This is a genomic window from Pseudomonas sp. R5(2019), assembly GCF_009905435.1.
Taxonomy (GTDB): Bacteria; Pseudomonadota; Gammaproteobacteria; order Pseudomonadales; family Pseudomonadaceae; genus Aquipseudomonas.
This window is the reverse complement of record NZ_JAAAMT010000052.1, coordinates 13,395-37,798: the sequence shown is the minus strand read 5'-3', so window position 1 is coordinate 37,798 and position 24,404 is coordinate 13,395. Positions and strand designations below refer to the sequence as shown.

The window sequence follows — 24,404 nt, the reverse complement described above, 5'->3', positions numbered from 1 at the left end:
GGATGCCGTGGTGGACCATGCGCACCGGCCGCCAGCCACGATTGAGGTCTTCTCGGGGATGGCCTTCCAGATAAAAAGAGATTCCGGGCTGCAGGCGCGGGTCGTCGCCCTCGACGCAGGCCATGCGTGCATCGCGGCGATGGCCGCGCAGGCGGTTGGTCAGGATCGGCTTGGCGACCTCGTCGAATTTGTGCCGGCCGGGGTAGTCGTAGCGCTCGTAGCCACGGCCCTGGTGGTCGAGGTCGGAGCCCTCCAGGCTGTGTTGGTGGGTGTAATTCGGGTGCTGGAAGGTGTAATCGCGTTGGGTCTGGCGGGCGCTGCGCACGTTTTCGCTGTAGGCGAAGCGGCGCAGCGCCGGCTGCGGTTGATCGCCGCCGGGGCTGGGGTTGTAGCGCACCGGCTCATCGTCGAGGCGGCCGTGGATGAACAAGCGGTCGCTGTGGACCAGCTGGTGGCCCTCGGCGCTGTGGCGGAAGGAATAGAAGAAGCCTTCCTCGCGCAGGATCCGTTCGATGAAGTCGTAGTCCGTGTCGCCAGCCTGCACGCAGTACTCACGGGGTTTGCGTTCGAGAGTGACGCGTTGCTCGTAGTCCAGCGTGAGGCCGTGGGGCTTGAGCACGGCGTGGGCGATTTGCGGGACAGTCAGGGTCTGGAAGATGCGCCAGTCGGAACACAGCTTGAGCCGCGCTAGGCGCGGTTCAACCACGGCGCGGTAGCGGGTGCGCCTGAAGCCGGTGTCGCCTTGCACGAAGGACGACACTGCGCCATGGACAAAGCGCACTGGCGTCTGGCCATGCCAGAGGGTCAGCAACCCGGGGCGATCGAGGACCTGGCCGAAGTCGATGGCGGGGTTAGGGCTGGACAGCTCCAAAGCAAGCAGGAAGGTCTCGGACAACCCTTCCGTGAGGGTGAACTCGAGGACTTCAAAGTCGTGGCCGCCGTCGCCACCGAGGACGTCGAAGGTAAAGCGCAGATGGGATTGGGAAGGCATGACATTATTCCTGCAATTTCCAGTATTCCCCCGCACACATCGGGCGTGTACGGGGGAAATTCCGGATTTCGCGTTGCAAATGAGGACAGAGCGATCAGTTCGGTCTGAAGCATGTCTTCTCACGTTTGTTGCTGGATGCAGGACGATTCCGCTGGTAAAGATGGAAATCTCTGAAGATGACGGCTCACCACTGGTCAACCGTTCCCAACCAGATCTCCCGCGTCAACGCTCTGATCAAGGCGTTGGAATCGCGTTCGAACACGTCGCGCAAGCGTGCGGCTTCAACGATCAGCTCACCCTCTGAAAGGTTCTGCACCGCGGCTTCAAGCTGGGTGTCCAGAGACGCGCGCAACGCCTCGAAGCGTTCGGCATAGCGCACACGCAAGCGGTCGACCCAGAAGCCAAATTCGTATTGATCATCGTGGTCTCGCGTCAAGAGCGCATCCAGCCCTGAATCGATATCGGGAGTCAGGTTCACCAGCCGAACGCGCAGATTGTCGAGCCAGTCGGTGGTCAGCAATGACAGCTCATCCACCGCCCCATCCATGTACACCGCCTCATCAGGCGTCGGTGCCTGTGGCAGCGGGATCGCCGGGTCGGCCGCCATGTGTTGCAGTGTCCACTGATAGAGGGGCTCGAAGGTGTCCTCGTCGGCATCGGGTACGAGCGTATTGATCGCGTTGAAGACCTCGCTGCAGCGGGCGCGGTTTATCACTACAGCCAGCAGGCTTTCCGTTTGCAGGCGGGGGGTCGATGTTGCCATGGCGCGGTCGATATCAGCGGCGTGCTCAAGCACCAGTATCGAGTACTCAGCATGGGTTATCGCATATCCCCGCAAGGCAGGGTTGCTGTTCAGATGCTCCAGCACGCGCCAGAAACGTCGCAATGTGGTATCGGGGGCAATGCGGTAATCGACGGTGTCGACGATGTGGCGCAGGTTCTGTGTAAAGGCCAGGGGAGTGGTTTGACGCAGTTGTTGCCAGCTTGCGCGCTGGGCCTCGCTGGCGTTTTGCAGCAGCAGGCGGTACTCGGTTTGCGCCACCAGCAAATCGACGCCATGGGTGGTGTAGTAGTGCTCAATGCGGGCCAACGTGTCCGGGGTGAACGGGTTGTCCTCCAGGTTCATCGCCTGGCCAACCACAGGCGGTACCGAGAACCCGACCGGCAACGTCGTCAGTTGATTGGACGACAAATCGATCAGCTCGGCCCGCTGCAGCAGCGCCAGCCCCGCCGGCAACGCACTGAGGCTGCAATTGGCCAGGTCAACACCGCCGAGCAGGGGGAGGCGGGTCAGGTCAGGTGGGGTCAGCAGTGGGTTGTCTGACAAGACCAGCGCCGTGAGCTGCGGATAGGTTTCAAGCGTGGCCTGGGCCTGGGCATTCCATTCGATCCTGTTAGCGCTCAGATCGAGCAGGAACAGTGCCGGATTCAAGCCGCCGGGTATCGCTTCCAGCTCGCAGTCCGACACGATGAGCCGTTGCAGGTTTGGAAAGTGACGAACAAATGCCTCTGGTAGCCGGGTCAAGGGGTTGGCGGCCAGCGACAATTCCCGGACATGCGCCATGGAGGCCGAAAGTGCCGGGAAACTGGTCAAATCTTCGGTGGTCAGTTGCAAGTCATCAAAGTCCAGGCTTACCAGCATTTGGCCATCTGCCAAGGTGCGGGATGAAACCCATTGCCAGGCATCAACGATGCGCTCGCGTGCCTGCGGGTTCGTGGGGTTCCAGGTGTTCAATTCGTTGCGCAACCGAACCCGTTGCGCTTCCAGATCAGACAGGGCGCTTTGCGGGTCCGCCCAGAGATGGACAGCAGCGCTGGCCTCCTGCTCGGTGGCGCGCGGATAGAGTGCGCGAAAACGGCCGATCAAGGCTGCAACGGCGGGGGAGGGAGCATCTTCGTTGTACATGGTTGACTCCTGTGGGTAATGCCCCACAGGAAAACCGATCAGCACAGGCACGCGGTGGTAGCTATTTAGGGGGCATGATTGCCGGACACTGTTGCGAAGGCCCGTGACTGGCTAAGCTCAAACCTCTCCAACGCCCGCAGAGGTCTCACCATGCCCCAGCAATGGCCCGCCGCCGATATCGCCCGCACGATCCTCGAGGGCTTTGACGATTACCGTGAACATTTTCGCCGGATCACCGACGGGGCGCGGGAGCGGTTCGAGCGGGCGCAGTGGCAGGAGGCGCAGCACGCCTCGGCGGCGCGGATCAATCTGTACGAGGAGAAGGTCAGTGAAGTCAACGGTCGCCTGCACCAGGCTTTCGAGCCCGAGGTGCTGCTGGATGTGACGTTCTGGCCGTTGGTCAAGAGCGCCTATATCACCCTGATCGACCCGCGCCTTGACGATGAGTTGTCCGAGACCTGGTACAACTCGATCTTTTGCGGGCTGTTCAGCCACGACCTGATCAGCGATGGCTGCATGTTCATCCACACCACCCGGCCATCGTTGCGGGCTCACGAACGGGTGGCGCAAACTCGCCTGTACCGGCCCGAAGGTGCGCTGGCGAGCATGCTCAAGGCGATCTTTGCCGATTATTGCTTTGATGTGGCCTATGCCGATCTGGACGGCGACCTGCGGCGGCTGGAAGGCGAGTTGCGCGAAAACCTGCCCGATTGGGTCTGCAAGGACCCGGAGCTGCGCGTGGAGCTGTTCTCCTCGGTGCTTTACCGCAACAAGGGCGCTTATCTGGTTGGGCGAGTTTTCACCCTCGAAGAGCAATGGCCGCTGGTGATTCCGCTGCTGCACCGGGAAGGGCGCGGTATCCAGATCGATGCGCTGATCACCGACGAGGCCGAGGTCTCGATCATTTTTTCCTTCACTCGCTCGTACTTCATGGTCGAGGTGGCGGTACCCGCGGAGTTTGTCGGCTTTCTCAAGCGCATCCTGCCCGGCAAGCACATCGCCGAGCTGTACACCTCGATTGGCTTTTACAAACATGGCAAATCGGAATTCTACCGGGCGTTGATCAATCACCTGGCCAACACCGATGACCGCTTCATCATGGCGCCGGGCGTGCGCGGCATGGTGATGAGCGTGTTTACGCTGCCGGGTTTCACGACCGTGTTCAAGATCATCAAGGACCGCTTCGCGCCGTCCAAGAACGTCGACCGCTCGACGGTGATCGAGAAGTACCGACTGGTGAAGAGCGTCGATCGGGTCGGACGCATGGCTGATACCCAGGAGTTCTCCGATTTTCGCTTCCCCTTGGCCAAGTTCGAGCCTGAATGCCTGGCCGAGCTGCTGGAGGTGGCGGCGTCGACCGTGGAGCTTGAAGGCGACACGGTGCTGATCCGCCACTGCTGGACCGAACGGCGCATGACGCCGCTGAACCTGTACCTGGAAAACGCCAACGACCATCAGGTCCGTGAAGCGCTGCACGACTATGGCCTGGCGATCAAGCAACTGGCCGCTGCCAATATCTTTCCCGGCGATATGCTGTTGAAAAACTTCGGCGTGACCCGCCACGGTCGCGTGGTGTTCTACGATTACGACGAAATCTGTTATCTGACCGAGGCGAATTTCCGCAAGATCCCGCCACCGCGCTACCCCGAGGATGAGATGGCCTCCGAACCCTGGTATTCGATCGGGCCGCTGGATGTGTTTCCCGAGGAGTTTCCGCCGTTTCTATTTGCCGACAGCGGCCAGCGCCGGTTGTTCAGCCAGCTGCACGGCGAACTGTATGACGCCGACTACTGGAAAAGCCTGCAGGCGGCGATTCGTGCCGGCAAGATCATCGACGTATTCCCGTACCGGCGCAAGGCGCGCGACGACTGATGCCGCTCATGACTGGCTGACGGCTTCGAGGCACTTCAGTTCGCTGACATCCTGACGCACGTCGGCAAGTTTCTGTTCCAGATGCTGGCGTTGGGCCGGGCTGCTTAGCTGCATGACGTCCACCAGCATGCTGCGGACCGCGGCTTCGGTGCGGTTGTAGGCGAGGCGATATTCCGGGGTCCAGAGGCTTTCCCGGTCGCGCAGCAGCACTTCGATACGATGGGGGAATTCCGGGCTCTGGCGTTGCTCCACGGCCTTGGTGAATTGCGTCTGCCAATGGACGCGGTTAACGATCCACTGCCGGTGCTGCTCTCCGAGCGAGCGTGACCAAGCCTCGATGCGCTGGCGCTGGGCCGGGTTCAACTCGCCAAGCCAGGGTGTCAAGCGTCTTTCCATGCGCGCGACGCGGTTGCTGATCTGTTTGTCCAGGGGGATCTTCACGTGCTTTTCCTGACGTTTGCGGACATCGTCGGCGAACGCCTGGCGCATTTCCTCCACTTGTTGATCATCCAGCCCGCGCAACAATTCTACCGCCGAGGGCGTAATGGTTTGTACGACACGGGCGATGGCCTGTTTGGCCTCGGCGCTACGGGCCTGGATCTGCTGATCGGTGATTTGATCTTTGGTGACCATGTTGCGCACTCGGTCGAGCCAGGCGAGGTAGCCGGGCAACTGGGTCTGACAGTGCCAGCTCAGGTGAGTCTTGAGGCGTTCGTTGAGCCAGGATTTCTGCTCGCCGTTCATGTCCAGGTAGTCGCTGAGCGACCAGGGGATCAAGCGGTCGAGGTTGCGGTAGGTAAGGTCGATGCGGGTACACGACAGCAGCACCAAGCCTATCAGGGCAGCCATCAGCAGCAGTCGGACAGGTTGGAAAAGGCGGGCGCACATGAGCGAGTCCTTTCAGAAGCTTGCTTGTCTTTATAGAACAAGCGCGACCACCGGGGTTCCTCTCAAGACGAGCGCATCCGAACGAGGCGCGTTCGCTGTGACCGTTCGTCAGTTGCAATGAATGTTTCTGATGGTCGATCGGTTGAAAACGCTGCAACCGGGCGGTGCGAGCGGTTCAGGTGTAGAATGCGCGCCTCGCTTTGAGGATTTCGGACATGGCTTTAGTTGGGCGTTACAACAGTTTGCAAGTGGTGAAGCACACGGACTTCGGTCTGTACCTGGACGGCGGGGCGGACGGCGAAATCTTGCTGCCCAATCGCTATATTCCCAAGGACACGCCCACCGAGGTCGAGGACTGGCTGAATGTGTTCGTCTACCTGGACAGCGAAGACAAACTGATCGCCACCACCGAAAAGCCCAAGCTGCAGGTGGGTGAGTTTGCCAGCCTCAAGGTGATCGAGATCAACAGCATCGGCATCTTCCTGGACTGGGGCCTGCCCAAGGACCTGCTGCTGCCGTACTCCGAAGAAAAGCGCCAGATGAAAGCCGGCGAGTACTGCGTGGTGCATGCCTATATCGACAAGCGCACCCGCCGCATCACCGCCACGGCGCGGCTGGACCGCTACCTGGACAAGGTGCCGGCCAACTACAAGGTCGGTGAAGAAGTCGACTTGCTGGTGGTCGAAGAGACGCCCATGGGCTTCAAGGCAATCATCAACAACAAGCACTGGGGCCTGATCCACAAGAACGAAGTGTTCAAGTTCCTGCGTTCGGGCAAGCAGGAGAAGGGCTACATCAAGGAGCTGCGCAGCGACGGCAAGATCGCCCTGAGCCTGCAGCCGATCGGCCAGGCCGCTGTTGGCAGCCTTCACGACAAGATCATCGACAAGCTCAAGGCCAACAACGGCGTGCTGGCGGTCAGCGACAAGAGCGACCCGCAAGTGATCAGCGACCTGTTCGGGGTCAGCAAGGGCAACTTCAAGAAAGCCATCGGCGCCCTCTACAAGGACGGCAAGCTGGTCATCCACGCCGACCGCATCGAACTGGTCTGAAGCTCGATAGCTGAGGGTCAGGCCTGCAGGAACTGGGCGAATGAGGCACCGCTACCGGTTGGGCGCACGTCCTTGAGCCAGGCGTCGCGATCGGCGCTCAGTTCCAGGCTGATGGTCGGCCGGCGCTTGCCGGCGTTCCGCACGGTCAGGCCTTCGAGTTGTCCCCGCAGAAACGCCGTGGTCACTTTCAGGTGCAGCAGTTGGTCGGTTTGCGGGTTGTTCAGCAACAGATGAATCCATTCGTACTGGCCCACCGCGATGCGCGAGACCGGGATATCGAACCACCAGATATTGCGCTTGGCGTCCAGCAAAGCAAATTGGCAGTTGTTGACTCCCAGCACAGCGCCGCCGAGTTCTTTGTTACGGCGCGCGATGGCCTGGGGTTTGTCGAGTTTCATAGGGTTCCTACCGATGTGAATCTTCGGCACAGCGTCAAAGATGGCGGCTATTTTGGTGGTTGGCGGGGCAAACATAAAGCCGAAGTTTAGGTTGATCACCTGTCAGGGCGTTTCCTGGGAGCAAGGCATTGCCTCTATGGCCATCCTCGGGTGGCCGTTGTAGTGTCCGACAGGCGGAATAGCCGTTGGACGGTCGTCAACTCGGCTATTTTGATGTAAAACCTGCGCGTTCGGTGCACTGGGCACCTTTGGTAGAGCGGCGAAAGGAGACGCTATGATTTTTCCTGACTTGCGTGGCCTTCCGCTGGGACGGGTACTGTTTCGAACGGTGCACGAGTTCATGAGTGACGAAATGTCCACCTATGCCTCGGCACTGGCTTACCAGATGCTGTTTTCGCTGTTTCCCTTCCTGCTGTTTCTGATTGCCCTGATTGGTTTTTTGCACTTGCCGGACTTTTTCTCGTGGCTGCGCCTGCAGTCGGAACTGGTATTGCCGCCCCAGGCGCTGGAACAGGTGAACCCGGTGATCGACCAGTTGCAACAGTCCAAAGGCGGGCTGCTGTCGGTGGGTATCGTGATTGCCCTGTGGACGGCCTCCGCGGGCGTGCGGCTGATGATGAGTGCGATGAACGCCGCCTATGACGTCGTCGAGGGCCGGCCGGTCTGGAAACGCTTTCCGCTGTCGATTTTCTACACCATCGGCATCGCCGGCATGCTCCTCATTGCGGCCGCATTGATGGTACTGGGCCCACAGGTGATGGGGTGGGTCGCGGCGCAGATTGGCATGGAGGAGATCATCGTCACGTTCTGGACCGTGGTGCGCTGGCCATTGATCGTGATTCTGCTGATGGTGGCAGTGGCCCTGATTTATTACGTGATGCCAGACGTCAAACAGGAGTTTCGCTTCATCACCCCCGGTTCGGTGCTGGCGGTGGTGGTCTGGATCGTTGCGTCGCTGGGCTTTGGTTACTACGTGAGGATCTTTGCCGACTATAACGCCATGTACGGCAGTATCGGGGCGATCATTGTGCTGTTGCTGTACTTCTACATTTCCGCCGCTGTGTTGCTGCTCGGCGCGGAGATGAATGCGGTGATCGAGCACATGTCTGCAGAGGGCAAGGACCCCGGCGAAAAAGTCGCCGGCGAACTACCTCATGGGCATGATAAAAAGCATGTTTCCGGTTTGGGGCGCGACCATTCGATCCCGTCCGACTCGGAACGGCCGTTAAAGGAACAGCATGATTCGTGACATTCTGAAAATGGGCGACGAGCGTTTGTTGCGTGTCGCCCCGGCGGTGCCGGCGTCGATGTTTGGCAGCGCAGAGCTTGAGCAACTGATCGCCGATATGTTTGAAACCATGGAGCACGTCGGCGGCGTTGGCCTGGCCGCACCGCAGATGGGTGTTGACCTGCAATTGGTGATCTTCGGCTTCGAGCGCAGCGAACGTTACCCGCAGGCCGAAGCGGTGCCGCAGACGGTGCTGCTCAACCCGTTGATCACACCCCTGGGGCCTGAACTCGAAGAGGGCTGGGAAGGCTGTCTGTCGGTGCCGGGGCTGCGTGGGGTCGTGGAGCGTTTCGCGCGGATTCGCTATGAAGGCTTCGACCCTCAGGGCAACCCGATCCAGCGCATCGCCGACGGCTTCCATGCCCGGGTGGTGCAGCATGAGTGCGATCATCTGATCGGCCGCCTGTATCCTTCGCGAATCACAGACTTCAGCCGCTTCGGCTTCACCGAAGTGCTGTTTCCGGGGCTTGATCCGCAGCAGGACGATTGACCCGCTCCAGGGCGACCAGCGCCTTGTTGCGCTGGTAACGCACCAGCTTTTCGCACAACAGGGTCGGTAGCGTATCGCCCGCGGGTTCAAAGCCAAGGCGCCGGTAGAATGGGCACAGGTCCGGATGGCAAAACAGCCAGACCGGCGTTTCACAGCCTCGCACCGCGCTTTCTACCAATTCGCCTGCCACACGGCGTTGACGCCAGTTTGGGTCGACCCACAGCCCGGTCAGCCAGAAGCCCTCCGGCAACGGTTTCAAACACAACCCCGCGACAATCTCCGGCGTGCGCGCGACCCACAACCGGGCCCCTTTGACGCTGCGCATGGACGAGTTCTGGTCTTTGTAGAATTTGTTCAGCAGAGGCTGCTGCAGTTCGTCCAGCAGGCGGTAGTGCAGGGGCACGGTGCGAGATTCCGAAAAAAGAAAGCGCAGGTTTTTACACCCTCATCGAGAACGGGTCCAGCGCGGATTATTACAGTAGCGGTAACAGTGATTGTCTGACGGGGGTCTTTAATCAAAAAGTTAAGGTTGTAACCTATGATTGTCCCTGACGAGAACCAGACCGGGGATAGGTACTTCGTGTCACGCCAATGAACGGCATGACAACTTCTTCCCGCCCCATCGGCAAATGAAGTCAATCTTGATGCGATTGCTTTAAAGGCCAATCCACTATGAAACGTTTACTGATACTTGCCCTGGCTGGTTTTTCCACTCTGGCACTGGCTGATGACCTTGAAACCTCGGCCCAGGTTGAAAAGTACGACTATTCGCAACAGCCGGATATTGCCAAGGTGATCAGCATTTCTGCGATCCCCAATGTCTGCGAAGTGGTTCCGGCGAAGATGGTCTATGAAGATCATCAAGGCCAGCGTCACACCCTGGAATACCAGGTGATGGGCAACGGTTGCGCCAACGGCTGATGCTGTCCAATCACGCCCGGCAGGAGCAACTGAAAATGCTCCTGCTGTAGATAGGCCAAAGACCTCAACGTCCCACTCGTTATCCAGATATACCCCTGGCTCTGCACTGCCCGCTCGGCACCCAGTTGAACTGGCTGGTGCGCGACCAAGGCAGCAGCGCCCATGGTGAACTGATGATCGACGTCGCCGTTCGCCAGGCCCGCCTGCCTCAAGGCGACCTGGCCCACGCCGCCCGATGGCGAGTTTTATGCCTGGGTCGCGGGGGAGTCGGCGGCGGTCATGAGCATACGCCGGCACTGGGTGACGGGGCTGGGGCTGGACCGCAAGGTGTTGACGTTCATGGGCTATTGGCGGTTGGGGTGGTCGTTGTAAGTGTAATTATTCTGGCCTTAAACTTTTATAAGTGTAGGAATAATGGTTATTTATTGATCTATGGTCTGATGTGCTAATATTCTGGCATTTTATACATTGTGGTGAAGGAATATTGCCATCATGGCCAAGAAAACCGCCCCTTTACTTCCCGCAACAACCCATCTGCTGACTGAATTGGGAGCACGCCTCAAACTTGCCCGTCTTCGCCGCAAGCTCACCGCAAAGCAGCTCGCCGAAAGGGCAGGCATGTCACCGATGACCTTGCGTTCATTGGAGGCTGGGGGGGCGGGTGTCACCATCGGGGCCTATATGTCAGTGATGCAAGTGTTAGGCATTGAGCGAGACATCGCCAGAATTGCCGACGTCGATGAAGTCGGGCGCCAGCTTCAGGATGCGCGTCTTGTTGTTGCCAAGTCACCGCGCGCGCCCAAGGGCAACACTTATCTGGTTGCCGAAGCCATCGCGCCGCCACGCTTGAGAGAAACGAACATTGAGGAGTCATTTTCGAAAGCAGTCACTACCGATTCTCTGGCTGCATTGCTGATCTCACCCAAGGGCAAACAGTCGTCCGAGCAAGGTGACTCATGACCATGATCGGGGTGTATGCGGATTGGCAAGGCTTGGGTGGGGCCCGGCGTCTCGGGCTATTGCACAGCAGGCGCAACCATGCAGCTGAAGTATTCGAATTTGAATACGACCGCGCAGCCCTCGCCGATCCTGCGTTGAACGCTTACACCCTTGATCCTCGCATTGCCTTCTACGAGGGGCCCCAGTTTCCTGGCCAGTATCAGGATAAATTTGGAGTGTTTGCAGACTCTTGCCCTGATCGGTGGGGCAGGCTGTTGATGAAGCGTCGCCTCGAACGTGACATTCGTGACGGGCAAGTGGCGCCTGGAACACGGCTCTTTGAGTCAGATTATTTGTTGGGTGTGCACGACTTCTATCGGGCCGGTGCACTTCGTTACAGGCGCGAGGACACAGGAGCTTTTCTGGATGACCGTGCGGGTATCGCCGCACCACCGTTTGCACAGCTTCGCGAACTTGAGCGCGCGAGTCTGGCGCTGGAAAATGATCCCCTCAATACGGCAAGTGATGGCCGCGACTGGTTACGCCTGTTGATTGCACCTGGAGGGTCATTGGGAGGAGCCAGGCCGAAAGCGAGCGTAGTCGACGATGACGGGCACCTGTGGATCGCCAAATTCCCCAGCGCTCGCGATGATTACGACGTAGGCGCTTGGGAGATGGTGGTCAATGCATTGGCCAGAGGGTGTGGCTTGCGTGTTGCCAGCGGCAGAGCCCAGAAATTTGCCAGCGACTTTCACTGCTTTCTTGTCCGCCGCTTCGACCGAACCGAGCGTGGTGGCAGGCTGCACTTTGCATCGGCCATGACCATGACCAACCGCGTCGATGGGGATGATGCCTCCACTGGCGCCAGTTACCTGGAGTTGGCAGAGGTACTGATCAGGCATGGCGCGCAAACCCATCAGGATTTGCTCGAGTTATGGTCGCGAATTGTCTTCAACCTGCTGGTTTCAAATACTGATGACCATTTGCGCAATCATGGCTTCATGCTCGAGCCTGGAAGGGGCTGGTGCTTGAGCGATGCCTACGACATGAACCCCGTCGCCTTGGCCGATGGCCTGAAGCTCAATATCACGGATGCCGATAACGCCCTGGATCTAGAGTTGGCGCGGGAGGTGGCCGGGTATTTTCGGGTCAAGTTGGGGGAGGCGGATCACATCATTGAACGCTTCAAGGCGATTGTCAGTCAGTGGAGTACCTTGGCAACCACCCTGCAGGTGTCCGAAAGCGAGCAACAGTTCATGGCGTCGGCGTTCCGCTTGGCAACCTCATAATTTCAACTCATTTTACGAACTCACCTGCCCCACCTGCGCAATCCGCTCCAGCGCCACCTTCAGTTCGGCCCGGTTACGCGCTGCCGACAAGCTCACCCGGATCGCCTGGGTGTCGCTTTGCTTGACCGCAAACACTTCCATCGGCACCACTTCAACCTCCACCGCCCGGCAGGCGAGGGTAGCGGCGGCGGCTGAGGAGGCGCAGTTGACCCAGACATGTGGAGATGGCACGCCGGTGTCATACAAGGCTGCGCCGAGGATTTTCCTGGCCAGCCGCCATCGCTGTTCGACTTCCTCCACTTGCCAGGCCAGTCGGCGCCGGGCAGTGCCGTCCTCGATCCATTGGCTGGCGACGCTCAGGCACAGGGGCGAGACGTTCCAGTGGGTGGCCTGGGCATGGGGGTCGATGCGTTCCAGTACCTCGGGTTCGGCCGCCATCCAGCCCAGCCGAAGCCCGGGTGCCACGGTTTTCGACAGGCTGGTGACCAACAGCCCATGCCGGCCCAGCAAGCGCGACAGCGGGGGTGTCGGTGCCAGCGCGCCGTAGACATCGTCTTCGATCACCAGCAGATCGTGCTGGCGCACCACCTCGGCAACCTCGTGCTGGCGTTGCTCGTTCATGCAGGCGGCGGTGGGGTTTTGCAGGGTGGGGGTCAGCACTACAACCTTGGCGCCGGTCGCACGGGCCATGCGGTCGAGGTCGTCGGCGAGGATGCCGCGCTGATCCATGGCCACGCCGTGCAACGGTAACCGCAGTTGCCTGCAAGCCGCCTTGATACCGGGCGCCGTGAAGGCTTCGACCAGCACCGGTTCTCCCGGCTGGCACACAGAGAGCAGGGCGCTGAACAACCCTTGCTGGGCGCCGGCACAGAACAGTATTTGCTGTGCCGGCAGGTTCAAGCCCCGGGTCTGCAGCCAGGCGGCGCCGCGCGCGCGGGCCAGCGCCAGGTCCTGGGCCGACAGGTAGTGTTGCAGATGAGCGGTGCTGCCGACGTGTAACAGGCGGGCGAGGCTTTCGGCCATGTCGGTATTACTGTCGTCGATGACCGGCACATTGGTGGACAGGTCGATCAGGCTGGGCCGGTCGCCCGGATGCTTGAGGCGGAACAGGGTCGCTTCCTTGCTGCCGGCCAGCACATAAGTGCCTCGGCCGACTTCACCGGAAACCAGGTGCCGTCGCGCCGCCTCGCGATAGGCCTGCATGGTGGTGCTCGGGTTCAAGCCCAGGTTCCAGGCCAGGCGACGTTGTGGCGGCAGGCGCTCACCGACCTTGAGTTCGCCCGTTTCGATAGCACGGGCAATGGCCTCCACCAGCGCCAGGTAGCGCGGTTGCTCCGAATCGGCCAGCACCGGTGTCCACACTTTATTGTTGCCCATGCAATATAAGGTTTTACCCATACAATGCGTGGCTCGTAGGATCAGGTCAACTCCCCTGCCAAGACGGTGCCCCATGTTTGACCTGACCTCCCTGCGCGAAGCGACCCGGCAAATACGTCCCTCGATTCCTGCCACCGCCCAATACGCCTGGCCGCGCCTGGCCGATCGGCTGGGCTGCGAGGTCTGGGTCAAGCATGAAAACCATGCGCCGACCGGTGCCTTCAAGGTTCGCGGCGGCCTGCTCTATGTCCAGTCACTGCTGCAGCGTAACCCTGGCGTGCGCGGGCTGGTCACGGCCACTCGCGGCAACCACGGCCAGAGCCTGGCACTGGCAGCCCGCAGCGTTGGGCTACCGCTGATCATCGTCGTGCCGCAGGGTAACGCCCAGGAAAAAAACGCGGCAATGCGGGCCATGGGCGCGCAATTGATCGAGTACGGACGCGACTTCGACGAAGCGCGCCAGGAAGCGGCCCGGCAGGCGCAGGCAACGGGTTTTGAGGCGGTACCGGCCTTTCATCCAGACCTGATTCGGGGCGTGGCCACCTATGCGCTGGAGTTGCTGGAGGCGGTGCAGGGGCTGGATACGGTGTATGTGCCGATCGGCATGGGCTCGGGCATTTGCGGGTTGATCCGCACCCGCGATCTGCTCGGGCTGGACACTGAAATCGTTGGCGTGGTGTCGACGCACGCTGACGCCTTTGCGCAGAGTTTCGAGCAGGGCCGGATCGTGACCACGCAAACCGCGCTGACTTTTGCCGATGGCATTGCCTGTCGCATGCCGTCGCCCGAGGCTTTCGAGATTGTGCAGCAAGGCGCCGCGCGCATCGTACGGGTCAGCGACACAGAGATTGAGCAAGCCATCCGGATCTTCCATGAAGACACCCATAACACCGCTGAAGGTGCAGGCGCCGCGGGCCTGGCGGCCCTGGTTCAGGAGCGCGGGCGCCAGCAGGGACGCAAGGTCGCGGTCATTCTCAGTGGCGCGAACATGGACCGCGAGGCCTATGCCCGGTTGCTGTTGGGCTAGCGCTTAAATGCTGTAGGGCTGGGTCAGCACCTCAAGCAGGTGCCCGTCGGGGTCGTCGAAATACATGCCACGCCCGCCATTGTGCTGATAGATCTCGCCCGGGCGCTGTTTGCCGGGGTCGGCCCAATACATCAGGCCGCGCCCTTGCAGGCGGGCGAAGACATGGTCGAACTCTTCTTCATCAAGCAGGAAGGCGTAATGCTGAACGGAGATTTCATCGTTTTCGTAGAAGTCCAGTGACACATTGTTGGCCAGTTGCACGACCAGCATGGGCCCGAATGGCTTGGCCGCGGCCAGGCCAAGCAGCTGGCAAAGAAAGCTCGCCGACTTCTGCTTGTCTGTGCACCAGACGATGGTGTGGTTGAGTTGCACGCTCACGGCACATTCCTCCTTTGCAGACCAGTAGCACGGTCCGATTCAGTGGCAGCCACTATCCTTAAGTGGGACTCAAAAAGCGCTGTTTACTCACCTTAATCCTCGGGGCGGGGTGCGTAAACAGCGGGCAGTGTCGGCACTACCCAGCCCCGCAAGACCCTGGAGGTGGGCAATGAGCGCAACCGTTTCGCTGCATCCCTCGATCGACAACGGCGTGAAACCCGGCCGTGATGACTTCACCGGTGGCACCCTGCAATGTCACTGCAGCAAAGACCCGGTCCGCGTGCGCATTCAGGCACAGACGTCCTTCAACCACGCCTGTGGCTGCACCAAGTGCTGGAAGCCCAAGGGCGCGTTGTTTTCCGTGGTAGCCGTGGTGCCCAAGGACAAGCTGAGCGTGACCGAACATGGTGAAAAACTTCAGGTGGTCGACCCCAAGGCGACGATCCAGCGCCATGCCTGTCGCGACTGTGGCGTGCACCTGTACGGCCGTATCGAGAACACCGAGCACCCGTTGTACGGCTTTGATTTCATCCATACGGAGCTGTCATCGGAGACGGGCTGGTCGGCACCGCAATTCGCCGCCTTTGTGTCCTCGATCATCGAATCGGGGGCTGATCCTGCGAACATGAGTGAGGTCCGCAGCCGGCTCAAGGCGTTGGGGCTGGAGCCCTATGACTGCCTGTCGCCACCCTTGATGGACGCGATTTCCACCCACGTGGCGAAAAAGTCCGGGGTGCTCAAATCCTGAACCGCCGCATGCACCTGGCCACTACGGGATAGTCATCCAACCCACTGGCAGTTATCGTTCACGGCCATGGGGCGCGGCAATTTCTTCCAATACCCGCGCCCCTTCACCTGCTTGAATGCATCACCTTCCTTTTGCCGTGGACGTTGTCATGCCTTTTTCCAATGGCTTTCTGTTGAGCCTGTCGTTGTGCCTGGATATCGGCATCGCCAATATCGCCATGATCACCCTGGCCATGCAGCGCGGTTACCTGCAAGGTTTCTGGCTGGGCCTGGGGACCTGCGTGGGTGACCTGATCTACGCAATTCTCGCCCTCGCCGGCATGACCGTGCTGCTGCAGTTTGAAACCGTGCGCTGGGTACTCTGGATCGGTGGTTCAGTGTTGCTGGTGTATTTCGCCGCGAAGATGCTCCATGCCGCCTTCAGCAGCACCGCCGGCCTGGCACTGGCGGGCGATGCCCCGCAGGGATCGTCGTTGAAAGAGTTCAGTCGGGGTATTTTCCTGGCCATGTCCTCGCCCAGCGCGATCCTCTGGTTTGCCGCGGTGGGCGGGACGCTGATCTCCCGCTCGGGCAGCGGCGGGGCCTTGCAAGCCGGACTGTTTCTCTCCGGTTTCTTCTGCGCCGGGCTCGTCTGGTGCCTGGCCCTGTGCTTTGCCGCCAGCCACGGCGGCAAGCTGTTGGGCGAGCGCCTGCTCAAATATGCCTACGTCGCTTCGGCGGCAATCTTCTGCTATTTCGCGTACTACGTGATCCATTCCGGTTATCAGGAATTTATTGCGGCACCGGTGCCGGTCGTCCTGTAAGGGCTCGCCGATTGATACTGAAAAAAGTCGGTGACGGACGCCGCCAGCCTGGCGTCATTGCTTCATCCTCCCCGCGACGATGAGCAGTAAGCCATGCATCCCTTGAGATTCGAGCTGCACAACGAGCTTCATTCGCGACCGTCGGTGTACTTCAGTGCACCGGCCCATGTGTTTCATCTGGCTCTGCAGGAGCAGGCCGGCGCGCTGGATCATGTGCTCGGCCGGCTGTATCCGGGTGCCGAGGACCAGGCGCGGCGCCAACAGGCGCAAGGGCTGCTCAAGCTTGAAGGGTATGACTTGAAATGGGAGCGGCACACCGAGTTTCTGTCGTTGACGCTGGTGGTCCCGCGCAAAACCGGTGGCGACCTGTGGCCAGCCTTCCCGGCAGCGCTCAAGGCGCTGGTCAGTGACCATGACCACTTGATCATCAATGCCACCCAGATTCTGGTCCAAGCGCAGGCCCATTGGCTGGGCCAGACTGCCGCCTATGGCTTCAAGGACCCGGCCGGCTCGAAAATCGGCAGCGGTGACGCAGTGGTCTGGAGCGACTTTCAGTTGAGTCACGACGGCGTCAATCGGCTGCTGCTGATCAACCATGGGCTCAACGACTATCGTCTGGGGCGAATGGTGCGCCGGCTGCTGGAAATCGAGACGTACCGGATGATGGCCTCGCTGGCGTTACCGGTGGCCAAGAAAGTCAGCCAGCAATTGAAAACCTTTGACGAGGAGTGGGCGAAGCTGTCGGAACAGACCGCCGACGCCAACAGCGCCACGGCGCGGCGCTTGCTCGGTGATATTTCCGCTCTGTCGGCGCGCATCGTGCGCAGCACTGCACAGTCGCGCCAACGCTTCAGTGCCGCTGAAGCCTACGCCCAACTGGTGTTCGAGCGCATTGGCGAGCTGCGTGAAAGCCACCTGGGCGACTGCCAGCGCCTTGGGGTGTTCATCGAGCGGCGCTTCAAGCCCACCGTGCGTTATTGCTCGGCGACCAACCAGCGCCTGGAACGCTTGAGCGACAGCGTGGCCAACCTGGGCGAACTGCTGCAGGCGCGCATCCAGGTCGAAGTGGAAGAGCAGAATTCGGAAATCCTCCACAGCCTCAACGCCCGCGCCACCACCCAGATCAAGATTCAGAAGGCGGTCGAAGGCTTATCGATCATCGCGATCACGTATTACTTGTTGAGCCTGTTCAAGCTGCTCTACGGCGGCTTGCACAGCCTGGGCGTTGACCTGACCCCGCGCGATGCCGGCCTGTACCTGGCGCCGTTCGCGGTGCTGGTAATCGGCGCCACGGCGCTGCGGATCAGGAAAGCCAAGCAGGAGTGAAGAGCGTCTATACTCAGGCATTGCGATACCGTTCGGTGTCGCTTCTGCAGGAGGGCCGATCATGAAAGGTCTAAACGCCAGGAAAAACGCCAAGAAAAAAGCCACCAAGACCGCCGGTGAAAAACGCGCGGATAAAAAGGCGAAAAAATCCAATGTGGGGTCGTTGATTCACTGATGTGTGATTCGATCGGCCTCTTCGCCGGCAAGCCTTGCTCCCACCTCTGTGTAGGAGCAGGGCTTGCCCGCGAAGCTTTATAAATACCCCATCACCCCACCCCCCGCACATACACCTGCGGCGTCACCCCCATCACCTTGCGAAACGCCGTGATGAAGTGACTCTGGTCATAAAACCCCAATGCCACCGCCACATCCAGCGGACGCTGGCCCAGCCGCAACCGCCGCCGGGCTTCGATCAGCCGCAGTTGCATCTGATACTGCAGTGGCGCCAGCCCCGTATCCTTCTTGAAGCAGCGCACGAAATGGTACTTGCTCATACCGGCGATGTCGGCCAGCGCTTCGAGCGACAGGCGTTCACTCAGCGTGTCGTGCATGGCGTCCCGGGCTCGTTGCAGGCTGGCGGTCTGTTCGCCGGGTTTGCCCGGCCCGCGTTCCAGTAACTGGCAGAGCAGGGCGATAAAGGCTTCATCCTGTTCGGCCAGCTGTTGCGGTGCGACGCTGGCGAAATCGACGATGGCCTGGAACAGCGCCGGTTGCTGCAGGACCCCCTGGGCAAAGGTCGGGCAGTCCTGCGGGCCTTCAAGGTGGTTATCGACAATCACTCGGCGAACCGCCTCGGGATCCAGGTGCAGGCTGATGTACTCGACACCCTGCGGGCCGAACTCCGAGCCCTGCACGGCCAGCGGGTTATACAGCGTGACACTGCCGGCATGGACTTCGCTGCTGACACCATCGAGCCAGATCTGCTCGACGCCTCTGAGGTTGGCGCTCAGCACATAGTCGTCATGGGTATGGCGCGGAAAGCTTGCGGCGCTGGCGTTCACCCAGGCGGACTCGACCAGGCCACAGGTGCGCAGATGTTCGGTAATCAGGGCCATGACAGGGGCACGCAGCGCGTTGATGGATGCACGCTAGCGTACCACGCGTCATGCGCTGGCAATCACTGATGAGCTGCTGTCGATTTCCTCTCGTCCCATTCGACCAGGTACGAATGAACTTCAAGCCTTGAACTGAAAACCGCGGCTTTTATGTCCAAATGCGCTTTCGCGTAAAGCGGAATCTGCGGCCATAGTTGATTCAGCGGTTAGGGAGAGCAGCATGAAATACCTGTGCCTGGTGTATTGCGACGAAGGCCTTTTACATGACTCCCCGGACGCGCCGGTCGATGCTGAATGCCAAGCCTATGCCGAACGTGTGCAGGGCAGCGGCCGGATGCTTGCCGCCGAAGCCCTGGCGCCGGTACACACGGCGACCACGGTGCGGATGCGCAGGGGCAACCTGAGCATCACCGATGGACCGTTTGCCGAAACCAAGGAGCAACTGGCAGGTTTCTACCTGGTCGATGCCAGAGACCTTAACGAAGCCCTGCAGATCGCGGGTGGAATTCCGGCAGCCAGGGTGGGCAGCGTGGAGGTACGGCCGGTCCGTGAACTGCAGCCCTGAATAGCAGGAGAACAACAACATGAATGTGCTTTCCCCAAGAGCGCAGGTGGCCGAGCATGAGCTGTCCCTCAGCCGGTTGATCGATGCGCCGCGCACCAAGGTGTTTCGCGCCTGGACCGAACCGCACTGGCTGGCGCAATGGTGGGGGCCGCACGGCATGACCACGGCTGTTTGCGAGATGGAACTGTGGGTCGGCGGCTTGTTTCGCACCGTCATGCGCGGCCCGGACGGCAGTGAGTTTCCGAGCCAGGGCGTGTTTCTGGACATCGTCGCCCCCGAGCGGATCGTCTTTACCGATGCCTTTGGGCCGGGCTGGGTGCCCTCGGCCAAGGCGTTCATGACGGCCATCATCACCCTGGATAACATTCACGACCGCACCCTGTACACCGCCCGCGCTCTGCACTGGAGCGCTGCCGACCGCATGGCCCATGAAGAAATGGGCTTTCATCGTGGCTGGGGCGAAAGCCTGGACCGGTTGGTTGATCTGGTCACTCGCAGAATGCCGGACTGATGCTCGAGGAAGGCGAGGTTCGGGCAAGGATCGAGGCTGTGTATCGCCTGGAGTCCCGGCGGATTCTGGCCACACTGATTCGTCTGCTCGGTGATTTTGATCTGGCTGAGGAAGCGCTGCATCAGGCGTTTTTCGTGGCGCTGGAGCGTTGGCAGCAAGATGGAATCCCGGCCAACCCCCGGGCGTGGCTGGTTTCGACCGGCCGGTTCAAAGCCATCGACGGTTTGCGCAGGCGAGCCCGCTTCGACGCATCAAAAGGGCGCTTGGCGCAAGAGCTGGAGACACTGCAGACACCGGACTGCAGTGATGAAGACGTGGAAGATGACCGCCTGCGGCTGATATTTACCTGTTGCCACCCGGCCCTGGCAGCCGATGCCCAGGTGCCGTTGACCTTGCGCGAAGTCTGCGACCTGAGCACTGAAGAAATCGCCCGTGCCTTTCTTGTCACACCGGCGGCTATTGCCCAGCGCATCGTTCGCGCGAAAACCAAGATCCGTGAAGCGCGCATTCCCTATCAAGTCCCTGCTCGTAGCGAACTGCCCCAGCGGCTGGAAAGCGTGTTGCGGGTGATTTATCTGGTCTTTAACGAAGGCTATTCGGCATCGGCGGGCAGCTGCCTGACGCGCACCGAACTGACCGACGAAGCCATTCGACTGGGGCGCCTGCTGATGGCCTTGCTTCCGGACCCTGAAGTGATGGGGCTGCTCGCGTTGATGCTGCTTCAGGCCTCGCGCATGGCTGCGCGCACGTCAAAGGAAGGTGAGCTGGTGGTACTCGATGAACAGGACCGCACGCTTTGGGACAAGACGCTGATCGAGGAGGGCGGCGCGCTCGTGCAACAGGCACTGTTGAGCCGGCGTTTCGGCACCTACAGCCTGCAGGCGGCGATCGCGGCAGTGCAGGCCGAAGCTGCGAGTGCGCAGGCAACGGACTGGGAGGAGATTGTCGGTCTTTACGATGTGCTGATGCAGTTGGCGCCTTCAGCGGTGATCGAGCTCAATCGCGCTGCTGCCGTTGCGCGACGGGATGGACCGGCAGCGGGATTGGCTGGCGTGGAAACGATTTTCCAGCGAGGCGAATTGCTTGACTACCACTTGGCTCACTCTGCCCGGGCCGAGTTCTGTCGTCAGCTGGGGCGGCTGGAGCAGGCGCGCGAGGCCTGGCAGACAGCGCTGAGCCTGACACGCCAGGACCCGGAGCGCCGCTTTATCGAGCGGCGCTTGAGAGAACTGTGAACAGATCAGCCGATGGTGATGGCCGGCAGGGTCGGCAAGGTCACGGTCTGTTGCTTGCGCGGGGCCAGGATCTCGGCTTCGCCGTCCACCACCAGTTCATCACGCTGGTTGAATACGCGGGTGGCGATACGGACGCGGAATTTGGGCAGTTTTTCCAGGATTTCCAGACGCACGGTCAAGGTGTCACCGATTTTCACCGCTTTCTGAAAGCTCATTTGCTGGCCCAGGTAAATGGTGCCCGGACCAGGCAGCTCGCAGGCCACCGCGGCGCTGATCAATGCGCCGCTGAACATGCCATGGGCGATACGCTCTTTGAAACTGGTGGCAGCGGCGAATTCCGGATCCAGGTGGACTGGGTTGTGGTCGCCGGACATGGCGGCGAACAACTGGATGTCGCGTTCTTCCACGGTCTTGCTGTAGCTGGCGGTCTGGCCGACTTCAAGGGCTTCGTAAGGCGTGTTGCTGACCTGGGTCATAGATGGAGAAATCCTTCGTTTGCGGGTTTGTCACTCGGTACGGGCCGGACGCGCCTGAGCCAACGCCTGATCAAGCCAGGCGATGAGGTCGGCGGTCACCTGCTCGCGATTGATGTCATTGAGTAATTCGTGGCGTGCCTGTGGGTATAGCTGCAACTGCACGTGGCGGTTGCCGGCCTGACGCAAGGCATTGGCCAGATCTTTCAGACGCTTGCCATCACTGACCGGATCACATTCGCCGCCAATCACCAGGATCGGCAGGTTCGGATCAATCTGCGAAAGGTTCGCCGGTTTGCTGATTTGCTGCAAGCCGCCAAGCAGATCCAGCCACAATTGATTGGTGCAGCGAAAGCCGCAGAGCGGGTCGCTGGCGTATTTGTCGACTTCCTCGTCATCGCGGCTCAGCCAGTCAAATGGCGTGCGATTTGGCTTGAAGGGCTTGTTGAAACTGCCGAATGACAACCACTCGATCAGCGCGCTGCGTCCGCCGGGCCCCTGGCGCCAGCGCTCCAGCCGGGCAATCGCTGCCGCGCTGCGGTACAGCGCCACGGGTTGGAAGTTGGAACCACTGAGAATCGCCCCTTGCAGGCTGGCGCTGTGGTGCAGCAGATAGCCCTGAGCGATATAGCTACCCATGCTGTGACCGAACAGAAACAGCGGGGTGCCGGAGTGCTGCTGACCGATGTGCTGGCTGAGCACGCCAATGTCGTCGACCACCGTGCACCAGCCATTTTTGGGGGCATACATGCCAAGGGTACCGAGCTCGGACGTGTGCCCGTGGCCACGCTGATCATGGGCATACAAAGCATAGCCTGCGGCGCACAGGGCCTCGCCCAGGCGGGCATAGCGCGCCGCGTGCTCGGCCATGCCGTGAACCAGCAAGACCACGGCTTTGGGTGGGCCATCGGGCAGCCATTGGTAGACATACAGGCTGCAATGGTTACTGGCTGGCAGCCAGAACGCATTGTGGTTCATCGGCGGTTCCTTGCGCACGAATGGGGTCAGGACAGTTTATAGCGCATCGGTTCAATGCAAGGCAGAGCATCAATAAGATTCATAATGTTAATGACGGCGGATGGCATATTTGCCGTGCTCCCCATACCTGCTAACGTCCGGAAAGCTCCGTATTCGCGTGCAGCGATGCGGCCTGCAGCGGCTCAGGTAAGAGGACAACAACAAATGCAACCTGAATTCTGGAATGACAAGCGCCCCACGGGCGTGCCATCGCACGTAGACCTGGATGCCTACCACTCGGTGGTCGAGGTGTTCGAGCGCTCTTGCAAGAAGTTCGCCGATCGTCCGGCATTTACCAATCTGGGCCGGACCCTGACCTACGCCGAGCTCGAACGTTATTCCGCCGCTTTTGCGGCTTACCTGCAACAGCACACCGACCTCAAACCGGGCGACCGCATCGCCGTGCAGATGCCCAACGTGCTGCAATATCCCATCGCGGTCTTTGGCGCCTTGCGCGCCGGGCTGATCGTGGTCAATACCAACCCGCTCTACACCGCCCGGGAAATGCGCCACCAGTTCAAGGATTCCGGCGCTCGCGCACTGGTCTACCTGAATATGTTCGGCAAGCGGGTCCAGGAAGTGCTGCCCGACACCGGGATCGAGTACCTGATCGAGGCAAAAATGGGCGACTTGCTGCCCATCGCCAAAGGCTGGCTGGTCAATACGGTGGTCGACAAGGTCAAGAAGCTGGTACCGGCCTATCACCTGCCGCAAGCGGTGCCATTCAAGAGCGCCTTGCACCAGGGCCGTGGCCAGGGGCTGAAACCGGTACCCCTCGGCCTGGACAACGTCGCCGTGCTGCAATACACCGGCGGCACCACCGGCCTTGCCAAGGGTGCGATGCTGACCCATGGCAACCTGGTGGCGAACATGCAGCAGGTCAACGCCTGTTTCTCCCAGTTGGGCAACGACGGCGTGAAAATCATCAAGGAAGGCCAGGAGGTGATGATCGCGCCATTGCCGCTGTACCACATCTATGCATTCACCGCGAACTGCATGTGCATGATGGTCACCGGCAATCACAACGTGTTGATCACCAACCCCCGCGATATCGGCGGCTTCATCAAAGAGCTGAAAAAGTGGCGGTTCTCCGCGCTGTTGGGGCTTAACACCCTGTTTGTGGCATTGATGGACCATCCCGAATTCAAGACCCTGGATTTCTCCCACCTCAAAGTCACCAACTCCGGCGGCACGGCGCTGGTCAAGGCCACCGCCGAGCGTTGGGAGCAGCTGACCGGGTGTCGCATCGTCGAAGGTTACGGCCTGACCGAAACCTCACCGGTCGCCTGCACCAACCCCTATGGCGACAAGGCGCGGCTTGGCACAGTCGGTATTCCGGTGCCGGGCACGGCGCTGAAGGTCATCGATGACGCGGGCAACGAAATGCCCCAGGGCGAACGCGGCGAGTTGTGCGTGAAAGGGCCACAAGTCATGAAAGGCTACTGGCAGCGACCCGACGCCACGGCCGAAACGCTGGATGCCGAGGGCTGGTTGAAAACCGGTGATATTGCTGTGATCGACGCTGATGGCTTTGTGCAGATCGTTGACCGCAAGAAAGACATGATCATCGTCTCGGGATTCAATGTGTACCCCAATGAAATCGAAGACGTGGTGATGGCCCACCCCAAGGTCGCCAACTGCGCGGTCATCGGCATCCCCGACGACCGCTCCGGCGAGGCGGTAAAACTCTTTGTGGTGCCCAGGGCCGAAGGGGTGAGCCTTGAAGAGCTCAAGGCCTACTGCAAGGAAAACTTCACCGGCTATAAAGTGCCCAAGCACATCGTGCTGAGGGAGTCGCTACCGATGACCCCGGTGGGCAAGATCCTGCGGCGCGAGCTTCGCGATACCGCCTAAAG

Annotated in this window: 26 protein-coding genes; 16 read left to right on the top strand and 10 right to left on the bottom strand. The window is 60.5% G+C overall.

Features of this window, described 5'->3' with window-relative positions; genetic code table 11:
* Both tssI and GUY40_RS23995 read right to left on the bottom strand, forming a co-directional pair.
* Positions 1–991 (bottom strand): type VI secretion system tip protein TssI/VgrG (gene tssI / locus GUY40_RS24000; RefSeq protein WP_166571397.1); only part of this gene is annotated, 991 nt, incomplete at its 3' end.
* A 184-nt stretch (positions 992–1,175) separates the two neighbouring features.
* Entirely contained in the window at positions 1,176–2,897 is a 1,722-nt protein-coding gene (locus GUY40_RS23995) for a leucine-rich repeat domain-containing protein (RefSeq protein WP_166571396.1), read from the bottom strand.
* A gap of 150 nt (positions 2,898–3,047) precedes the next feature.
* Here GUY40_RS23995 and aceK point away from each other — a divergent pair, with 150 nt between their 5' ends.
* Positions 3,048–4,769: a bifunctional isocitrate dehydrogenase kinase/phosphatase gene (gene aceK / locus GUY40_RS23990; RefSeq protein WP_166571395.1), complete on the top strand. Its 1,722-nt coding sequence runs from the start codon at positions 3,048–3,050 to the stop codon at positions 4,767–4,769.
* A 6-nt stretch (positions 4,770–4,775) separates the two neighbouring features.
* Here aceK and GUY40_RS23985 read toward each other — a convergent pair whose 3' ends face one another.
* Complete coding sequence (locus GUY40_RS23985; RefSeq protein ID WP_256675843.1) at positions 4,776–5,657, bottom strand: DUF6279 family lipoprotein; 882 nt, start codon at positions 5,655–5,657, stop codon at positions 4,776–4,778.
* Positions 5,658–5,872: 215 nt separating this feature from the next.
* On the opposite strand from GUY40_RS23985, the gene GUY40_RS23980 reads away from it, so the two are divergent.
* Positions 5,873–6,709 carry a S1 RNA-binding domain-containing protein gene (locus tag GUY40_RS23980; protein WP_166571394.1) on the top strand — a complete coding sequence of 279 codons (837 nt, stop codon included), beginning with the start codon at positions 5,873–5,875 and terminating at the stop codon, positions 6,707–6,709.
* A gap of 17 nt (positions 6,710–6,726) precedes the next feature.
* Here GUY40_RS23980 and GUY40_RS23975 read toward each other — a convergent pair whose 3' ends face one another.
* A complete protein-coding gene (locus tag GUY40_RS23975) occupies positions 6,727–7,107 on the bottom strand; it encodes a hypothetical protein (RefSeq protein WP_166571393.1) in 381 nt (126 codons plus the stop codon).
* Positions 7,108–7,381: 274 nt separating this feature from the next.
* Here GUY40_RS23975 and GUY40_RS23970 point away from each other — a divergent pair, with 274 nt between their 5' ends.
* Together GUY40_RS23970 and def are read left to right on the top strand one after the other, a co-directional pair.
* Positions 7,382–8,356 carry a YihY/virulence factor BrkB family protein gene (locus tag GUY40_RS23970; RefSeq protein WP_166571392.1) on the top strand — a complete coding sequence of 325 codons (975 nt, stop codon included), beginning with the start codon at positions 7,382–7,384 and terminating at the stop codon, positions 8,354–8,356.
* Positions 8,346–8,885, top strand: a complete 540-nt coding sequence (gene def / locus GUY40_RS23965) for a peptide deformylase (RefSeq protein ID WP_166571391.1) — start codon at positions 8,346–8,348, stop codon at positions 8,883–8,885. Before GUY40_RS23970 ends, def begins: the two co-directional genes overlap by 11 nt.
* Here def and GUY40_RS23960 read toward each other — a convergent pair.
* Positions 8,839–9,288: a GNAT family N-acetyltransferase gene (locus GUY40_RS23960; protein ID WP_371924954.1), complete on the bottom strand. Its 450-nt coding sequence runs from the start codon at positions 9,286–9,288 to the stop codon at positions 8,839–8,841. The genes def and GUY40_RS23960 overlap by 47 nt on opposite strands.
* Positions 9,289–9,557: 269 nt before the next feature.
* On the opposite strand from GUY40_RS23960, the gene GUY40_RS23955 reads away from it, so the two are divergent.
* From GUY40_RS23955 to GUY40_RS23940, 4 genes are all read left to right on the top strand, one after another.
* Positions 9,558–9,806, top strand: a complete 249-nt coding sequence (locus tag GUY40_RS23955) for a DUF2790 domain-containing protein (RefSeq protein ID WP_166571390.1) — start codon at positions 9,558–9,560, stop codon at positions 9,804–9,806.
* Between the two features lie 279 nt (positions 9,807–10,085).
* A complete protein-coding gene (locus GUY40_RS28925; protein WP_371924953.1) occupies positions 10,086–10,178 on the top strand; it encodes a hypothetical protein in 93 nt (30 codons plus the stop codon).
* A gap of 120 nt (positions 10,179–10,298) precedes the next feature.
* Positions 10,299–10,766, top strand: coding sequence for a helix-turn-helix domain-containing protein (locus tag GUY40_RS23945; protein ID WP_166571389.1), 468 nt, complete (start codon positions 10,299–10,301; stop codon positions 10,764–10,766).
* Positions 10,763–12,034 carry a type II toxin-antitoxin system HipA family toxin gene (locus GUY40_RS23940; protein ID WP_166571388.1) on the top strand — a complete coding sequence of 424 codons (1,272 nt, stop codon included), beginning with the start codon at positions 10,763–10,765 and terminating at the stop codon, positions 12,032–12,034. The genes GUY40_RS23945 and GUY40_RS23940 overlap by 4 nt, the downstream gene beginning before the upstream one ends.
* A 12-nt stretch (positions 12,035–12,046) precedes the next feature.
* Here the strand turns inward: GUY40_RS23940 and GUY40_RS23935 are convergent, their stop codons facing one another.
* Positions 12,047–13,396, bottom strand: coding sequence for a PLP-dependent aminotransferase family protein (locus GUY40_RS23935; protein WP_166571398.1), 1,350 nt, complete (start codon positions 13,394–13,396; stop codon positions 12,047–12,049).
* An 88-nt stretch (positions 13,397–13,484) separates the two neighbouring features.
* On the opposite strand from GUY40_RS23935, the gene GUY40_RS23930 reads away from it, so the two are divergent.
* On the top strand, positions 13,485–14,438 hold the full coding sequence (locus GUY40_RS23930; RefSeq protein ID WP_166571387.1) for a threonine dehydratase: 954 nt from the start codon (positions 13,485–13,487) through the stop codon (positions 14,436–14,438).
* Between the two features lie 3 nt (positions 14,439–14,441).
* Here the strand turns inward: GUY40_RS23930 and GUY40_RS23925 are convergent, their stop codons facing one another.
* Positions 14,442–14,816: a VOC family protein gene (locus GUY40_RS23925; RefSeq protein WP_166571386.1), complete on the bottom strand. Its 375-nt coding sequence runs from the start codon at positions 14,814–14,816 to the stop codon at positions 14,442–14,444.
* 169 nt (positions 14,817–14,985) lie between these two features.
* Here GUY40_RS23925 and gfa point away from each other — a divergent pair, with 169 nt between their 5' ends.
* From gfa to GUY40_RS23910, 3 genes are all read left to right on the top strand, one after another.
* Entirely contained in the window at positions 14,986–15,564 is a 579-nt protein-coding gene (gfa, locus tag GUY40_RS23920; RefSeq protein ID WP_166571385.1) for an S-(hydroxymethyl)glutathione synthase, read from the top strand.
* Positions 15,565–15,712: 148 nt separating this feature from the next.
* Positions 15,713–16,366, top strand: a complete 654-nt coding sequence (locus tag GUY40_RS23915; RefSeq protein ID WP_166571384.1) for a LysE family translocator — start codon at positions 15,713–15,715, stop codon at positions 16,364–16,366.
* Between the two features lie 93 nt (positions 16,367–16,459).
* Positions 16,460–17,692, top strand: coding sequence for a DUF3422 domain-containing protein (locus GUY40_RS23910; protein ID WP_166571383.1), 1,233 nt, complete (start codon positions 16,460–16,462; stop codon positions 17,690–17,692).
* Between the two features lie 266 nt (positions 17,693–17,958).
* On the opposite strand, the gene GUY40_RS23905 is transcribed toward GUY40_RS23910, so the two are convergent.
* Positions 17,959–18,747 carry an AraC family transcriptional regulator gene (locus GUY40_RS23905; RefSeq protein ID WP_166571382.1) on the bottom strand — a complete coding sequence of 263 codons (789 nt, stop codon included), beginning with the start codon at positions 18,745–18,747 and terminating at the stop codon, positions 17,959–17,961.
* 220 nt (positions 18,748–18,967) lie between these two features.
* On the opposite strand from GUY40_RS23905, the gene GUY40_RS23900 reads away from it, so the two are divergent.
* From GUY40_RS23900 to GUY40_RS23890, 3 genes are read left to right on the top strand one after another with little or no spacing between them, the layout of a single operon-like run.
* Complete coding sequence (locus GUY40_RS23900; RefSeq protein WP_166571381.1) at positions 18,968–19,312, top strand: YciI family protein; 345 nt, start codon at positions 18,968–18,970, stop codon at positions 19,310–19,312.
* Positions 19,313–19,331: 19 nt separating this feature from the next.
* Positions 19,332–19,823: an SRPBCC family protein gene (locus tag GUY40_RS23895; protein ID WP_166571380.1), complete on the top strand. Its 492-nt coding sequence runs from the start codon at positions 19,332–19,334 to the stop codon at positions 19,821–19,823.
* Positions 19,823–21,058, top strand: a complete 1,236-nt coding sequence (locus GUY40_RS23890; RefSeq protein ID WP_166571379.1) for an RNA polymerase sigma factor — start codon at positions 19,823–19,825, stop codon at positions 21,056–21,058. The genes GUY40_RS23895 and GUY40_RS23890 overlap by 1 nt, the downstream gene beginning before the upstream one ends.
* Before the next feature lie 5 nt (positions 21,059–21,063).
* Here the strand turns inward: GUY40_RS23890 and GUY40_RS23885 are convergent, their stop codons facing one another.
* Both GUY40_RS23885 and GUY40_RS23880 read right to left on the bottom strand, forming a co-directional pair.
* A complete protein-coding gene (locus GUY40_RS23885; RefSeq protein ID WP_166571378.1) occupies positions 21,064–21,534 on the bottom strand; it encodes a MaoC family dehydratase in 471 nt (156 codons plus the stop codon).
* Positions 21,535–21,564: 30 nt separating this feature from the next.
* A complete protein-coding gene (locus GUY40_RS23880; RefSeq protein ID WP_166571377.1) occupies positions 21,565–22,509 on the bottom strand; it encodes an alpha/beta hydrolase in 945 nt (314 codons plus the stop codon).
* Positions 22,510–22,713: 204 nt separating this feature from the next.
* Here GUY40_RS23880 and fadD2 point away from each other — a divergent pair, with 204 nt between their 5' ends.
* The gene (gene fadD2, locus GUY40_RS23875; protein WP_166571376.1) at positions 22,714–24,402 is read left to right on the top strand and encodes a long-chain-fatty-acid--CoA ligase FadD2; all 1,689 of its coding nucleotides are present in this window, start codon (positions 22,714–22,716) and stop codon (positions 24,400–24,402) included.
* Positions 24,403–24,404: the final 2 nt, after the last annotated feature.